This window comes from Pseudomonas sp. PDM19 (genome assembly GCF_014852215.1).
GTDB lineage: Bacteria > Pseudomonadota > Gammaproteobacteria > Pseudomonadales > Pseudomonadaceae > Pseudomonas.
The window spans coordinates 704,762-721,595 of the sequence record NZ_JACVBG010000005.1; the positions used below are offsets into that span (position 1 = coordinate 704,762).

General features: G+C 62.9%; 5 protein-coding genes and 1 pseudogene. 5 read left to right on the forward strand and 1 reads right to left on the reverse strand.

Going from position 1 to position 16,834, the window contains the following annotated elements; genetic code table 11:
- Positions 1–40: 40 nt before the first annotated feature.
- From IB273_RS29735 to IB273_RS29745, 3 genes are all read left to right on the forward strand, one after another.
- A complete protein-coding gene (locus IB273_RS29735) occupies positions 41–10,120 on the forward strand; it encodes a filamentous hemagglutinin N-terminal domain-containing protein (RefSeq protein WP_225610323.1) in 10,080 nt (3,359 codons plus the stop codon).
- Between the two features lie 421 nt (positions 10,121–10,541).
- Complete coding sequence (locus IB273_RS29740; RefSeq protein ID WP_192225674.1) at positions 10,542–10,787, forward strand: hypothetical protein; 246 nt, start codon at positions 10,542–10,544, stop codon at positions 10,785–10,787.
- The gene (locus IB273_RS29745; protein ID WP_192225675.1) at positions 10,784–11,104 is read left to right on the forward strand and encodes a hypothetical protein; all 321 of its coding nucleotides are present in this window, start codon (positions 10,784–10,786) and stop codon (positions 11,102–11,104) included. Before IB273_RS29740 ends, IB273_RS29745 begins: the two co-directional genes overlap by 4 nt.
- Positions 11,105–11,147: 43 nt before the next feature.
- Here IB273_RS29745 and IB273_RS29750 read toward each other — a convergent pair whose 3' ends face one another.
- Positions 11,148–11,474, reverse strand: a complete 327-nt coding sequence (locus tag IB273_RS29750) for a hypothetical protein (RefSeq protein ID WP_192225676.1) — start codon at positions 11,472–11,474, stop codon at positions 11,148–11,150.
- 479 nt (positions 11,475–11,953) lie between these two features.
- Between IB273_RS29750 and IB273_RS29755 the strand changes: the two are divergent.
- Positions 11,954–16,198 (forward strand): annotated as a pseudogene (locus IB273_RS29755) (hemagglutinin repeat-containing protein); the annotation flags it as partial.
- Positions 16,195–16,785 (forward strand): hypothetical protein, encoded by a 591-nt coding sequence (locus IB273_RS29760; protein WP_192225677.1) that lies wholly within the window; start codon positions 16,195–16,197, stop codon positions 16,783–16,785. The pseudogene IB273_RS29755 and the gene IB273_RS29760, both read left to right, overlap by 4 nt.
- Positions 16,786–16,834: the final 49 nt, after the last annotated feature.

Here is a 16,834-nt window from a genome sequence, read left to right on the forward strand (position 1 = left end):
GCTAGTAGCTGGCATCTGCCGGCACTTGGGAGATTCCCACATGGACGTACGCCACCCGTTGTACCAGGCCATTGCCAGCGTGCTTGCCGGCATCCTGATCCTCAACCCCATCGTCGCGGCAGCGGCCGAGCTGGCGGTGGACGCGGCAGCCGGTGGCAATACGCACCTGGGCGCGGCGGGCAATGGCGTGCCCGTGGTGAACATCGCCACGCCCAACGGCGCGGGGCTCTCCCACAACAAGTTCAGCGACTACAACGTCGGGCAGAACGGCCTGATCCTCAACAACGCCACCGGCAAGACCCAGTCCACCCAGCTGGGCGGGATCATCGTCGGCAACCCGAACCTCAAGGGCGGCGCGGCCAACAAGATCCTTAACGAAGTCACCGGGGCCAACCCCTCGCAACTGCGCGGCTACACCGAAGTGGCCGGGCAGGCCGCCCACGTCATCGTCGCCAACCCCCATGGCATCACCTGCAACGGCTGTGGCTTCATCAATACCCCGCGCGCCACCCTGACCACCGGCAAGCCGCTGATGGATGGCGAGCGCCTGCGTGGCTACGACGTCGACGGCGGCGAGATCAGCGTCGAAGGCGCCGGCCTGAATGCCAGCAACCTCGACCAGTTCGAGCTGATCACCCGCAGCGCCAAGCTCAACGCCGACCTCTACGCGCAGCAACTCGCCGTGGTGACCGGCCGCAACCAGGTGGACGCCGAGACCCTCGCCGCCACCGCCAAGGCCGACGACGGCAGCGCCAAGCCGCAGCTGGCCATCGACAGCTCCGCGCTGGGCGGCATGTACGCAGGCGCCATCCGCCTGGTGGGCACCGAGCAGGGCGTGGGCGTAAAACTCGCCGGCAACATGGCCGCCAGCGGCGGCGACATTCAGATCGACGCCAACGGCCAGCTGACCCTGGCCCGCACCAGCGCCGCCGGCAACCTGCGCGCCAAGGCCAGCGACATTGCCGTCACCGGCCCGGCCTACGCCAGCGGCGTCGCCGAGCTGAACGCCAGCGGCCAGTTGAGCAACAGCCAGAGCCTCGCGGCTGGCCAGCGTGTCGCGCTCACCGCCGCACAGGTCAGCAACAGCGGCGTCGTCGAAGCCGGCGTCAACCCGGACAACAGCCGCAACGCCCAGGGCGACGTGGCGATCACCGCGCAGACCCTGCGCAACAGCGGCAGCGTGGTCGCCAGCCGCAACCTGGACGCCAACGCCAGCGGCACCCTGGACAACCAGGGCGGCGCGTTCAAGGGCGCCACCACCCGCGTCAGCACTGCCAGCCTGGACAACCGCCAGGGCCGCCTGCTCGCCAGCGATCAACTGACGCTCAACGCCGCGCGCCTGGACAACCGCAACGGCCAGGCCGTCGCCAACCGCCTGCAAGTCAGCGGCGGCGCGCTGGACAACCGCCTCGGCCTGTTCTCCGCCGAGCAGTCGCTGGACTTCACCCTCGACAGCCTGGACAACAGCGGTAAGGGCACCCTGGTCAGCAACGGCACCCTGCAGGCCCGCGTCCAGCACAAGCTCGACAACCGGGCCGATGGCCTGCTCTCGGCCAAGGGCGCGCTCGGCGTGCAGGCCGGCAACCTCGACAACCGTGGCGGGCTGGTGGTCGGCGATGCCGGCGTGACCCTTTCCGGGGCCAGCCTGAACAACAGCGCGCTGGGCGTGATCAGCAGCCTGGGCGACCTGAAGCTCGACGTCGGCCAGCTGGACAACAGCCAGGGCGGCGCCCTCGACAGCGGTGCGGCACTGCGCCTGACGGCCAGCCAGGTGAACAACGCCCAGGGCAGCGTGAATGCCAAGGGCGACCTGCAGGCCAAGGCCGACAGCTTCAGCCAGCAGGGCGGCGAACTGCTCGCCCAAGGCGCGCTGAACCTCGACGCCGGGCTGCTCGACAACCGCAACGGCGGCCTCATCGCCGCCAACAATGGCGTCAGCGTCAAAGGCACCGACCTGCTCAACCAGGGCGGCGAAATCTCCAGCCGCGCCAAGGTCGCTGTGCAGGCTGCCAGCCTGGACAACGGCGCCGGCAAGGTCATCGGCGACGCCGGCCTCGACCTGCAGGTGCAGCGCATCGCCAACCGCGCCGGCACCCTGGCCGGCCGCGACGGCCTGAGCATCACCGGGCAGAGCCTGGACAACAGCCAGGGCGGCCGGGTGAACAGCCAGAACAGCCTCTGGCTGCAACTGGCCGGCGCGCTCGACAACAGTGGTAACGGCGCCCTGCTCAGCCAGGGCAGCCTGACCCTCAACGCCGGCAGCCTCGACAACCGTGGGGGCGCGGTCTCCAGTGCCGGCCTGCTGTTCTCCCGTCTCGCCGGTGCGCTCGACAACCGCGGCGGCAAGCTGCTCAGCGATGGCAGCATCGACCTCGCCGGCGCCGACCTGAACAACGCCGGCGGCATCCTCAGCGCCGCCGGCGATATCCGCCTGCAAGGCGCAAAGCTCGACAACAGCCAGCAGGGCCGCATCGTCACCGACGCCGCCATCCACCTTGCCACCGCCCAGCTGGACAACAGCCAGGGCGGCAGCCTCTCCGCGCGCGGCGTCATCGACGGCCGCATCGCTGGCCTCGACCAGCACGGCGGCGGCCAGCTGATCGGCCAGGGCGGCGTCGACCTCGACCTCCAGGGCGGCGCCCTGAACAACGCCGGCGGCCTGCTCGGCAGCCCCGGCCAGCTGGCGCTGCGCAACGTCGCCAGCCTCGACAACCGGGGCGGCGAAATCTCCAGCGACCGCGGCTTTGCCCTCACCACCGGGGCCTTGCTCAACCAGGGCGGCAAGATTCTCTCCGGCGACCGCCTGACCCTCACCAGCGGCGCACTGAACAACAGCAACGCCGGGGTGCTCTCCGGCAGCAACGGCCTCAGCGTCAGCGCCGCCAGCCTCGACAACAGCCAGGGCGGCACCCTCGCCAGCCGCGGCGACCTGCTGGTGCGCAGCCAGGGTGCGCTGGACAACCACGGCGACGGCGCACTGGTCGCCAGCGGCAAGCTCGATGTCGGCAGCGCCAGCCTGAACAACCAGGGCGGCCTGCTGTCCGCCACCGGCGACCTGCTGCTGGCCACCGGCACCACCGACAACCGCGACGGCCGCCTGCTCGCCCAGGGCCGTCTCGACGCCAACACCGCCGACCTCGACAACCGCGATGGCGTAATCAGCGGTGCGCAGGGCCTCGACCTCGGCGCCGGCAACGTCCTCAACGGCGCCAGCGCCACCGGCAAACCCGGTGGCCTGATCACCAGCCAGGGCGCGCTGACCCTGCGCGGCGGCAAGCTCGAATCCACCGGTGGCGGGGAAATCTCCGCCAAGGGCGACCTGCACCTGATCGTCGCCCAGCTCATCCAGCGCCAGGCCGCGCTGATCGGCGAAGGCAAGGTCACCCTCGACCTGGGCAACGGTGCCCTGCGCGGCGACTTCGACAACCGTGGCGGCCTGCTCAGCGCCACCGGCGCCCTGCAGATCAACGGCCTGCGCAACCTCGACAACCGGGGCGGGGAAATCTCCGCCAGCCAGGGCTTCGCGCTCACGGCCAGCGGCCAGCTCGACAACGGCGACAGCGGCCGGATCATCAGCGCCGGCCAGCTCGAACTGAACGCCGGCGCCCTGCGCAACGTAAGCCAAGGCCTGCTCTCCGGCTGGCAAGGCCTGGTGGTCAACGCCGCCAGCCTGGACAACAGCAGCAGCGGCACACTCTCCAGCCGCGATGGCGCGCTGACCCTGACGGTCAGCGGCGCGCTCGACAACCACGGCGCCGGCGCGCTGGTCAGCAAGGGCAACCTCGGCCTTGGCGCCGGCAGCCTGAACAACGCCGGCGGCATCGTTTCCACCCAGGGCGGGCTCGGCCTGACCGTGGGCGGCGACGTGGACAACAGCAACGGCGGCCTGCTCAGCGCCCAGGGCAGCCTGACCGGTAGTGCCAAGGCTGTGGATAACCGCGCCGGGCAGATCAGCGCCGCCAGCGTCGACTACGACGCCAGCAGCCTGAACAACAGCGGCGGCAGCCTGGTCAGCCAGGGCGCGCTGCGCCTGGGCCTGCTCGGCGCCCTGCTGAACAACGGCGCCGGCTCGAAAATCGCCAGCGGCGGCCCGCTCAACCTGAGCGTCGGCAGCCTGGAAAACCGTGGCGGCCAGCTCGCCAGCCAGGGGCTGCTCAAGGTCCTCGCCGGGCGCTTCGACAACAGCGTCGGCGGCACCGTGGCCGCGCAGGACGACCTGACCCTGCAACTCACCGCCGAGCTGCTCAACGGCCAGGACGGCCTGGTCTTCAGCAAGGCCGGCCAGCTCAACCTCAGCGCCGCCAGCATCGCCAACGGCGGCGGCACCCTGCAGGGCCAGGGTGATACCACCCTCAAGGCCACCGGCGCCCTCGGCAACCAGAACGGCCGCATCATCAGCCAGACCGGCCAGCTCGACCTGGGCAGCGCCAGCCTCGACAACAGCAACGGCGGCGTCATCAACGCCGCCAACGGCAACCTCAAGCTGGTCACCGGCACCTTCAGCAACAACGCCGGCACCACCCAGGCCAAGGGCCTCGACATCACCGCCACGGGCGGCATCGACAACCGCGCCGGCCACCTCTCGGCGGTCAGCGGCGACAACCGCATCAGTACCACCGACCTGAACAACCAGGGCGGCGGCCTCTATGCCGGCAGCCTGCTCTACCTGCGCGGCAACCAGCTGCTCAACGACGGCGCAGCACTTGGCCAAGGCGGCAAGATCGGCGCCGGCCACATCGACGCCAGCCTGAACGGCGCACTGAACAACCAGTTCGGCCTGATCGAAAGCAGCGGCAACCTGACCCTCGGCGCGGCCAGCATCAACAACGTGGTCGGCGCCATTCGCGCACTCGGCCAGACGCCCGTCAGCCTGCTGCGCGCAACCAGCCCCAGCCAGATGAAGATCGTCAGCGGCGGCCTGCTCAACAACAACCTCGGCCGCATCGAAGGCGCCACCCAGGACCTGATCCTGCAGACCGGCGCCCTGCAGAACGGCGGCGGCAACGTGCTGCACGTCGGCACCGGCACCTTCGGCGTCGACCTCGGCCAGGCCGGCCAGGCCGGCGGCAACTTCACCTCCAACGGCAGCCTCACCTACCAGGCCGCCAGCTGGGCCAACAACGCCATCATCCAGGCGCGCAACCTGAACCTGGACATCGGCCAGCTCGACCAGGGGCAGTCCGGCCAGCTGCTGGCCGCGCAGAGCCTCATCGGCCGCGGCGGCAACTGGGCCAACGCCGGCCTGATCGCCAGCGATGGCACGCTCGATCTCGATCTGAGCGGCAACTACACCGCCGATGGCCGCCTGAGCAGCTTGGGCAGCCTGTCCCTCGGCGCTGGCTACATCGGTATCGGCCAGAGCGGCAGCATTGGAGGCGGTGGCGCGACGACAGTCATCAACAGCAGCGGCACCCTCGACAACGGCGGTCGCCTGACTGCCACCCAGGACCTGCGCGTCAGCGCCGCCAGCCTCAACAACCGCGGCACCCTCGGTGCCGCCGGCAACCTCTACCTCGGCACGCCCAACCTGCTCAACGAGAACGGCCTGATCTTCAGCGGCGGCAACATGCAGTTGCGCACGCAGAATTTCATCAACCGCAACGCCGACCTCTACAGCCTGGGCACATTGCATATCGCCGCCAACGACCAGGACGGCTGGGCGAGCAGCGTGCAAAACATCTCCGGCAGCTTCGAAAGCGGCGGGGCCATGACCCTGCTGGTGCAGGATTTCGACAACCGCCGTGCCGACGACTTCCAGATCGGCGAGCGCATTGTTGCCGGCAATTTCCGCATGTATGCCGACGACGTCTGCGATGGCAAGGGCTGCGAATTCAAGTTCCAGTCCTGGGAGCGCTATGAGGACATCATCCTCAAGGACGCGCCTCAAGCCTCGATCACCGCCGGCGGCGACTTCCGCTTCCGTGGCGACTCCTTCGACAACCTCTACAGCAGCATCGCCTCGGGCGGCAATATCGACATCCAGACGGCCACCTTCCGCAATCAGGGCGCCGCGGGTGGGGAAGAGCGTCACCTAGATGGCAGCTTCTATTCGCGTGATGACAACCTGTATTGGGCCGTTCGGAACAACAAAGACCTCTACAACCGTTACAACGATCCCAACTCATCAGACTACAGTCCCGGCGCACTGACTCGACTGCAGATTCTTGAGTCTGGTGGCTATCCGGAGGGAAAAGCCTTTCGGAGCATGACCGAGTCCGTCATCCCTGTCTCCGGCACGCCCGCCGCCTCCGCGGTGATCCAGGCCACCGGCAATGTGACGATCAATGCCAGCGACAGCTTCGACAACAGCGTGGTGAAGCGCGACGCCGGCGCCCAGACCATCAGTCCGCGCGACGTCGGCGTTGCCAACGGCGCCACTACCGTCCAGCTGGCGATCACCTCGCAGTTGCCGCCGGACCTCGCGCAGAAACAGGTCAACCCCGTCACCCTGCCGGGCTTCAGCCTGCCGCAGGGCGAAAACGGCCTCTTCCGCCTGAGCGGGCAGGGCGGCACCGGCGGCAGTACCGGCACTGTGCAGGGTGCGGGCGATCTCAGTTTCAGCGGCCAGAGCATCAGCGCCGCGCAGCGCGAGCGAAGCCTCGACGGCGCTGCGGCTGGCGCGGGCAGCGTTGCTCCGGGTGGCACTGCCGCCGCCGCTGATGCTCAGTCTGGTGCGGCCATCAACGTCCCGCGCGTGCAGGGCCTGCCCAGCAGCGCTACGCCGGACAACAGCCACAAATACCTGATCGAGACCAACCCCGAGCTGACCAACCTGAAGAGCTTCCTCGGCTCCGACTACCTGCTCGGCCAGCTCGGCTACGACCCGGACAAGGCACAGAAGCGCCTCGGCGACGGCCTCTACGAACAGCGCCTGATCCAGCAGGCAGTGGTCGCCCGCACCGGCCAGCGCTACATCGACGGCATGGCCACCGACGAAGCCCTGTTCAAGTACCTGATGGACAACGCCATCGCCTACAAGGACAGCCTCCAACTGCAATTGGGCGTCGGCCTCTCCGCCGAGCAGGTCGCCGCGCTGACCCACGACATCGTCTGGCTCGAAGAAGCCACCATCAACGGTGAAAAAGTCCTGGTGCCGGTGCTCTACCTCGCCCAGGCCGATGGCCGTCTGGCGGCGAACGGCGCCCTGATCATGGGCAACGACCTGTCGCTGATCAGCGGCGGCAACCTGACCAACCAGGGCACCCTGCGCGCCAGCGGCGACCTCGCCGCCAGCGCCGCCAACATCAACAACAGCGGCCTGATCGAAGCCGGTAACCGTCTCGATCTGCTGGCCATCGACAGCATCCGCAACGCGGCTGGCGGCATCATCAGCGGCCGCGACGTCAGCCTCACCGCGCTGACCGGTGACGTCATCAACGAGCGCAGCATCACCTCGGTCGACGCCAGCAACGACGCCCACCGCATCCACAAGGAAATCGCCAACAACGCCGCCCGCATCGAAGCCCGCGGCGACCTGGAGGTTACCGCCGGCCGCGACCTGATCAGCGCCGGCAGTGTCATCCAGGCCGGCGGCAATGCCGACCTCACCGCCGGGCGCGACCTGCGCCTGGAGGCCGCGCAGGAAGTCGACAGCATCGACTTCCAGAGCCGCCGCATCACCGGCAACGTCACCAGCGTCACCCAGCACGGCAGCGAGGTGCAGGTTGGCGGCAACCTCGAACTCAACGCCGGCCGCGACCTCAGCGCCGTCGCCAGCCGCATCGACGCCGCCCGCGACATCGCCATGAGCGCCGGGCGCGACGTAGTCCTCGCCTCCGCCGCCAACGAAGAGCACAGCGACGCCAAGTACAAGGGCGGCGGCAAGAAGGTCACCACCCAGGAAGACCACGTGGGCCAGCAGGCCACCGAGGTCAACGCCGGTGGCGATGTCCTGATCAGCGCGGGCGAAAACCTCACCCTCGTCAGCAGCAAGATCGGCGCTGGTAACGAAGCCTACCTGGTCGCCGGCGACAAGATCGAACTGCTCGCCGCCAACGACAGCGACTACTCGCTCTACGACATGGAAGAGAAGGGCGGCTGGGGCAAGAAGAAAACCCAGCGTGACGAAGTCACCGACGTCCGCGCCGTGGGCAGCGAAATCAGTGCCGGCTCCGACATCACCCTGCTTAGCGGCGGCGACCAGAAGTACCAGGGCGCCAAGCTGGAGGCGGGCAATGACATCGCCATTCTCAGCGGCGGCGAAGTCACCTTCGAAGCGGTGAAGGACCTGCACCAGGAAAGCCACGCCAAGAGCGACAGCGACCTCGCCTGGAGCCGCTCCAAAGGCGAAGGCAAGACTGACGAGACACTGCGCCAGACCCAGATGATCGCCCAGGGCAACATCGCCATCAAAGCGGTGGACGGCCTGAAGATCGACTACAAGCACATCGACCAGAAGAGCGTCAGCCAGGCCATCGATGCGATGGTGCAGGCCGATCCGGGCCTGGGTTGGTTGAAGGAAGCTGAAGCTCGGGGGGATGTGGACTGGCAGCGAGTTAAGGAAATACATGACTCCTACAGCTACAGCCACTCGGGCATGGGGCCAGCGACACAACTCATCGTGGCAATTGTGGCGGCTGCGGCTGGCGGCATCGCTGCAGCCGGAGCTCTGAGCGCTGCAGGCGCTGGAACCGTTGTCACCGGTATTGGCGTGGGCGCTGCGGGAAGTTTGGCGGGAACCGCTGGCGTCAGCTTTATCAACAACAAGGGCAACCTTGGTCAAACCCTAAGTGACACCTTTGGCAATGACAGCTTGAAGCAGGCCGCGATTGCCGGTGCTGTCGGCGGTGCCACAGCGGGTTGGTTCAACGATTGGAGCGGCGCTGACACGCACATCAAGATCGTCAACGGAAAGACCGTTGCTGATCTAAGTAGCTGGAGTGGCATAGGTAGTTTTGCGGCAAACCAGGCAATGCAGAACACCACCTCTGCTCTACTGAGTCAGGCGCTGGGACAAGGCGGTGGACTGGGCGACGCACTGCAGAACAGCCTCTACAACACTTTCGCTGCCGCCGGTTTCAACGCTGTAGGCGACTTTGGCGGCACCTATGATCTGCAGTCTGGCAGCCCGTCCATGATTGCTCTTCATGCCTTGATGGGCGGCATGGTTGCGGAAGCCAGTGGCGGTAGCTTTGCCACAGGTGCTGCAGCTGCAGGCGCCAACGAAGCTCTCGTGGCAAGCCTGGATGGGGTCTTTAAGAACTTAAGCCCAGATAATCGCGAAGCACTGGTCACCATGAGTGCACAGGTCGTAGGTGTCCTCGCCGGAGCCTTGCAGAGTCCTGATGCGGATAGCAAAACCCTTGAGAGTGCGGCTTGGGTAGCCAAAAACTCGGCGCAATACAACTACCTTGCGCACGAGCTGGAAGACTTTGAACGTGAAGCCGCAACGTGCCGAGCAAAGAACAATTGTGATGAGGTGAAGGAGAGGTTTAGGCAGCTGAGTGTCGCCAATGATGACCAGTTGGCAGCCGTCTGCTCTGTGAACCCGGGCGGATGTGTCAACGCGTTCGGCTACCTTGTCACTGAGCGGCTGGAGCTCCAACAGAAAATTGAGGCTCTGTACGCCAACGATCAGATTCCACTTGATATGAAGGCGGATCTGCATCGATACAACATGCAGAACATCGCCGCTGTCGGGCAGTTGATCAAGGCAAGCAAGACGCTTGACCTAGAGTCCATGGGGATCTCGGCGGAAAAAGCTGATTGGGGTGCAAACTTAGCAGCTGCTATTGTAGGCGTTGCGCTAGGTAACAAGGGCGGTGCTGCAAAAGGTAGCTCCGGCGCAGAAAGTGCTATCAATCAAGGCAGGCTTAATTCTCAGCTCCTGTCTGAGGAGGTTGCGAATGGCCACGCGTTCCAGAAACATGTAGTCGAACGGCAAGAGTTTGTTGATCTTGGTATCAGCACAAAAAGTCAGTTCCAAAATTTTGTAGAAAAAATTGTTTCCAATCCAGCAGTTGAGCGTCGCCAAGCTGTTGATGGTACGACCTATTATCTTGATAGCTCAACGAAGACTATTGTTATTCGAGGGCAGAGAGGCGAGGCTACGGCATTCAGACCTGATATGGGTGGCGTTGGCTGGGAGAATTACATTAAGTCGCAGGTGCCAAAAAAATGACAGAGCTCAATAGTAAAACCGAGCCTATTCATATCGAAATCACGCATAAGGAGTTGCGATACTTTATTTCGTGCGGATTGGCTCTGGTGCAGAATGTTCCGGAGGACTCACTTCCAACATATTGTGGATTGAGCAAGGAAGAGATATTGGAGGTCTCTCTGCGCCTGAGGGAAATTGCGGATCAGCTTCATGTAAAAATGTAGCTGACGGGGTGGCGGCTAATCCTTAGCCGCTTACCTTTGCTGCAAAAGGGGCTGCTATTCCCAAAGGTTTCTCGAATGCTGATGATTTCGCGCGCTTTGGTACAGATGCGCGAGATGGTTTAGCGAAAGCTGGCTATGGGAACGTAGAACCCATTCTTCAAGGAAGCGCTGTAACGGGGCAGAGTTTTAAAACTGGGCAAGCATTTGACGTTGGCAGGGTGAGTGACTTCGATATTGCCTTGGCAGGCCCTGAATTGTTGCAGCGTGCACAGTCGTTAGGAATAGGTTTGAGAAGCGGTGGTACTCGCACAGGTCCTCTGAGCGCAAGAGATTTGCAAGCGCTTGGATTAAAAGATTTGGCTAGCAAGCTAAGTGAACAAGCAGGGCGTGAAGTGAACTTTATGATTTATGATTCTGCGGCAACGGCGGCAAGCCGCGCTCCGAGCTTGGTACTTCCTAAATGATTGCATATGACTTGTACGGGGCGAAAAGTCTCAGCCTTGTGTTGGCAAGAGAGCATATAGAGGAAATTCTTGGGATATCTCTCGATGAAAGAAATAGCTCTTATCAAGGAGGGAGTTACTACATGTTTGGTAGTAATGATTCTGAGAATTTTATTTTGAAGGTTAATCTTGATCCTTTTGATGATGAACCGGTGGAGCTGAATTTTCCTGAATACCCTGTTTTGCTCTATATAAATGCCACGGTCCGCTCATCTGATATAGAAGGGTCAATCAAGAAAGGAGCATGTTTTAAGCTGCTCAGGCATGAAGTGTTCTAGAAAATCCCCGACAAATGCCGGGGATTTTATTTCAGCGCCTCAACTATCGCCGCTTCCCTCGCTGCTCGTGGTCGGCTTGATATAACGACTGCGCATCGGACACCAGCAACAACAGCGCGCGGCTGATCTGGAAAACGTTCCTGATGGGTGTGTCGTCCACATCGACTCTTTCCAGCACGGCGAGCAGGTCGAGCACGGCGCCGAGCCGATCTTCCGCCGCGTCATACAACGCCTCGGCGGGCGCATCGGTGTTCAGGAACAGCGTGGCGTCACGCGGGAAGTGACTGTGCTGTGAAGCCGTCGCCAGCGGGATAAAGTCGTGGACGGCGGGACGTGTGGACGGGTGTGACGTATGATTCGCGTCAGCCATTTTCAGCTCCTTGTTAGCTGCTTGTGGTTAGCGGGCCGGCGGTGTTGACGCACCGTCGGCTCGCGTCTTTTTCGTTCTGTTGAAACTCCTTTACGTGATCCGCGCCGTTCGGCAGTTCAGGATCATGTTCTGTTTGGCCAAAGAGTCGATCTTGCGATAAACGGTCGCCAACCTGCTGCGTACTGTCGAAAATATGTGGTGATTTTATCGTTTTCAGATGGCGGCTTTCTACGCCTCTGCGCGCAATCCACCACGTCCCGCAAGGTCTTGGGAAACGGCTGACGGGTTTCCCGATCGAGTTCGCTAAGGTCGGAAATTCGTCTTTTCGATCTATAACAATCAGAGCTTTTAAAGGGGGCAGAAAGCGCGGCGCAGACATCCCTGTCGCAACCCCGGCGTTCTCCTGCACCCCCGGCCCCGCCATCCTTGGCGGGTCGCTCGCCGGGGCAACGCATGCGTTGCCAAACCCCGGCTCGCCCTACAAGGACAGCCTGCAGCTCTCCGTCGGCGTCGGCCTCTCCGCCGAACAGGTCGCGGCCCTGACCCACGACATCGTCTGGCTCGAAGAAGCCATCGTTAATGGCGAGAAGGTCCTCGTCCCGGTGCTCTACCTCGCCCAGGCGGAAAACCGCCTCGGCCCCACCGGCGCGCTGATCCAGGGCCAGGACGTCAGCCTCATCAGCGGCGGCGCACTCAACAACGCCGGCACCCTGCACGCCAGCAACAACCTCAGCGCCAGTGCCAGCAACCTGAGCAACAGCGGGCTGATCCAGGCCGGCAACCGCCTCGACCTGCTCGCCGACGACAGCATCCGCAACGCCGCCGGCGGCATCATCGCCGGGCGCGACGTCAGCCTCACCGCACTGACCGGCGATGTGATCAACGAACGCAGCGTCACCCGCATCGACAGCGCGCAGAGCGCCAACCGCACCTGGACCACCAGCTTCGCCGACAGCGCCGCCCGCATCGAGGCCGCCAACAGCCTCGACATCAGCGCCGGCCGTGACGTCAGCAACCTCGGTGGCGTGCTGCAGAGCCGTGGCGACCTGTTCATCGGCGCCGACCGCGACGTCAACATCGCCTCGGTGGAAGTCACCAACGGCCAGCTCAACGGCCGCCGCTACTACAGCGAAACCACCACCCAGCTGGGCGCTGAAGCCAGCGCCGGGCGCGACCTCGACATCAGCGCCGGGCGCGACCTCAACGCCGTCGCCAGCCGCCTCGACGCAGCACGCGACGCGGCCCTGAGCGCCGGCCGCGACGTCACCCTCGCCTCGGCGGCGGATGAGAGCCATAGCTATAGCAACACGCGCAAGATCAGCAGCCAGAAGGACCACGTCGAACAGCAGGGCACCGAGCTGACCGCTGGCGGCGACGTCAGCATTGCCGCCGGGCAGGACCTGGCCCTCAAGGCCAGCAGCGTCAGTGCCTCCGGCGAGGCCTACCTCTATGCGGGGCGCGACGTCAGCCTGGTCTCCGAGCAGGACAGCGATTACAGCTACTACCGCAAGACCAAGACCAGCAGCTCCGGGCTTTCCAGCAGCACCAAGACCCGCGTCGACAGCAGCAGTAGCACCACCCAGGCCGGCTCCCTGGTCAGTGCCGACAAGATCGCCATCCGCGCCGGCCAGGACATCGCCGTGCAAGGCAGCGACGTCGCCTCCACCAACGGCACCAGCCTGTTGGCCGGGCGCAACGTGCTCATCGATGGCGCTACCGAAAGCTTCGAGACCAGCCACGCCGAGTCCAAGAAGAAATCCGGCCTCATGAGCAGCGGCGGGATCGGTGTGACCCTCGGCTCCAGCAGCCTGAAGACCACCCAGGACGACCACACCGAACAGACCCGTGGCAGCACTATCGGCAGCGTGCTCGGCAATGTCGACATCCAGGCCGGCAAGGGCCTCACCATCCGCGGCTCCGACCTTGTCGCCGGCAAGGACATCAACCTCATCGGGCAGAACGTCAGCATCCTCGAGGCGCAGAACCGCAACCGCAGCGAGGAAACCCGCGAGCAGAAGAAAAGCGGCCTGACCCTGGCCCTGTCCGGCAGTGTCGGCAGCGCGGTCAATACCGCCTACCAGTCGTCCAAGGAAGCACGCCATGAAGACGACAGCCGTCTCGCTGCGCTCAAGGGCATCCAGGCTGGCCTGACTGGTTACCAGGCCTGGCAGGCGGCGGAGCAGGGTGGCATGACCACCGACAATGCCGGCAACTTCGTCGGCATCGCCATCTCCCTCGGTTCGCAGCAATCCAAATCGAAAACCGTTCAAGAGCAGAGCATCGGCCAGGGCAGCACCCTGACCGCCGGCAACAACCTCAACATCCTCGCCACCGGCGCGGGCAAGGTCGGTGAAGACGGCGACATCCGCATCCAGGGCAGCCAGCTCAAGGCCGGCCAGGACGTCATGCTGGCCGCCAACCGTGACCTCATTCTCGAGGCCGCCTCCAACACCCAGAAACTCGACGGCAAGAACAGCAGCAGCGGCGGCAACGTCGGCGTCAGCATCGGCTTCGGCAGCGGAGGCGGTGGGCTGAGTGTCTTCGCCAACGGCAACAAGGGCACCGGCTTCGAACACGGCAACGGCACCACCTGGACCGAAACCACCGTCGATGCCGGCCGCCAGGTCACCCTCGTCAGCGGCCGCGATACCAGCCTCATCGGTGCCCAGGTCAGTGGCGAGCAGATCACCGCCAAGGTCGGCCGCGACCTCACCCTGCGCAGCCTGCAGGACACTGACGAGTACAAGTCCGAGCAGAAGAATGTCAGCGGCGGCGTCAGTGTCGCCATCATCGGCTCCGGCGGCAGCGCCAGCCTCTCGGTCGACAAGAGCAAGATCCACTCCAACTACGACAGCGTGCAGGAGCAGACCGGGCTCTACGCCGGCAAGGGCGGCTACGACATCGACGTGGGCAAACACACCCAGCTCGACGGCGCCGTCATCTCCAGCACCGCCAACGCCGACAAGAACCACCTGAGCACCGACACCCTCGGTTGGCGCGACATCCGCAACGAGGCCGACTTCAAGACCCAGCAGCAGGGTGCCACCGCCAGTAGCGGCGGGAATGAAGGCGGCAACTTCCTGGGCAATGCGCCCAACGGCATGGTCACCGCCTACACCCATAGCGACAGCGACAGCGGTACCACCCGTTCGGCCATCAGCGCCGGCACGATCGACATCCGCAATGGCGAAGCCCAGCAGCAGGATGTCGCCAGCCTGAGCCGCGATGTCGAGCACGCCAACGGAAGCATCAGCCCCATCTTCGACAAGGAGAAGGAACAGCGCCGCCTGCAGGAAGTGCAGCTGATCGCGCAGATCGGCAGCCAGTCGATGGACATCATCCGCACCAATGGGGAGATCAAGGCGACCAAGGCAGGGCAGGAAGAACTGGACGAGAAGGGCACACCGCGTCCGGGCGCTAATGCAACTGCCAAAGAGATCCAGGACTACAACGATGCCTTGGCCAATACCAAGGCCTACCAGGATGTGATGCGTGAGTACGGCACGGGCAGCAACTACCAGAAGGCCGCCCAGGCCGTCACGGCAGCACTGCAATACCTGGCCGGTGGTGATATCGGCGGGGCCGTGGCGGGAGCCTCAGCGCCCTATGTGGCAACGCTGATCAAGCAGCAAACCGGCAACAACGACACTGCCCGCATCATGGCCCAGGCGGTGCTCGGCGCCATTGTGGCCAGCGCCCAGGGCAACTCTGGTGTGGCTGGTGCAGCGGGTGCTGCGACGGGGGAGCTGATTGCACAACAGCTGTACCCCAACAAACCGCACGACCAACTTACGGAAAATGAACGGCAGATCGTCTCTGCTCTTTCGACTCTGGCTGCGGGTATGGCCGGAGGCCTCACTAGCGGCGATAGCGCCGGTGCTTTCGCGGCCGCCGGAGCTGGCAAAACAGCTGTGGAAAACAATGATCTAGGCAGTCGTCTCTACCTAGACAGAAAAGTCGAAGAGTTTGCCGCCGCCGGCAATTGCGGTGGTATGTCGACAGAAAGTTGCCGAGCCAAATATGCCGAAAAAGTCTTTGAAGAAGGCGGCGGTGCGAATGGCGTGATGCTTTCCGTCCTAATGGGCGTAGGGGCTCCGGTAGCAGCGGCTCTAGGCCCGGAACTGCTAATGGCCTGTATAGCCAACCCGGCTGTCTGCACTGAAGCGAGTTTGGCGGGGGCCGAGGTTCCCTTCGGTGCGGCAACGGCTGGTGGTACTGCGCTAGGCATGGGAGGCTTTGGTGGCCTGATTGGTAAGGAGGTATCGGCAGGTACAGGAGGGGCAGCAAAGCCCACAATTGAATTGTTTGGAGGAAAAAATGCTCAAACTCCAGGTGCGATCAATATTGATATAACCTCTGGGATTCAATCTGGTATCCGTGCGGATGCAAGAAGCTTGCCTTTGAGGGATAGTTCAGTAGGAGAGATTGTGGCTAGCAATCCATTCATTCCTAAAAGCGAAGGGGGCACATTCTCTATGATGGACTATCTGCCTGAAGCAACTAGGGTGATCGAGCCAGGTGGAAAGATTTTTATAAACTCTAACGCTGCAAACCCATATGGTAAATTACCAAGTTTTTCCGATCTTGAGTCGTTAGGGTTGAGAGTTATTCAAGACGGGCCTCTCGATGCACGTTTCTCGGGGCAGACTTTCCTTCGCACAGATGGAAGTGTGATTACAGATTTGGAAAGTATGAAGACTATAGTTTTGGAGAAGATCAAATGATGATTTCAGTAGACTTTGATTGTCTCGTTACATTTGATTGTGTCTATGGAGAGTGGATTCATGAATATGGGGTTTCTCGAGTGTATGTCGAGAAGGGATTAGTTATTAAGAGGTCCGCTTTTATTAATGACGAGGAAGGTGCGAGAATTTTCGAGTGTGTTAGTGATGAATTGCCTAGAGGCGAGAGCGCTTTTCCAGTTCACTATATCTATGATCCTGTGAAAGACGCCGAGTATACAAGCTGGAAGGTTTTAAATGGATTTTTGTTTGCTATTAGTAATGATGGGAGGGTGGTTGAATATAGAAGTAAGACTGAAAGCTCATATGCAATGCATGAGTATGTTGGGGGATGTTGGTTTGTCTTCTCAGGTGTGACATTCGCGAAAAGGGTTGTTGACGAATACGCATCAGATAGAAAGTCGTCGTCAGGTAAAAAAACATCTGATGAGATTGGATGCCGGACCACTCTTGACTCGCTAACTCATGAGTATGTTCTGGAAGGAGTCACTAACGCTTCGCCAGGGCCTGGGTGGATGTCTTTGGTGATACATGCCGAATCGTTTTTTATAGATATTCCAGGAAAATAAAAAATTTAAAAGGGGAAAAATTTATTTTTCTATTCTAAAACTGGCTGGC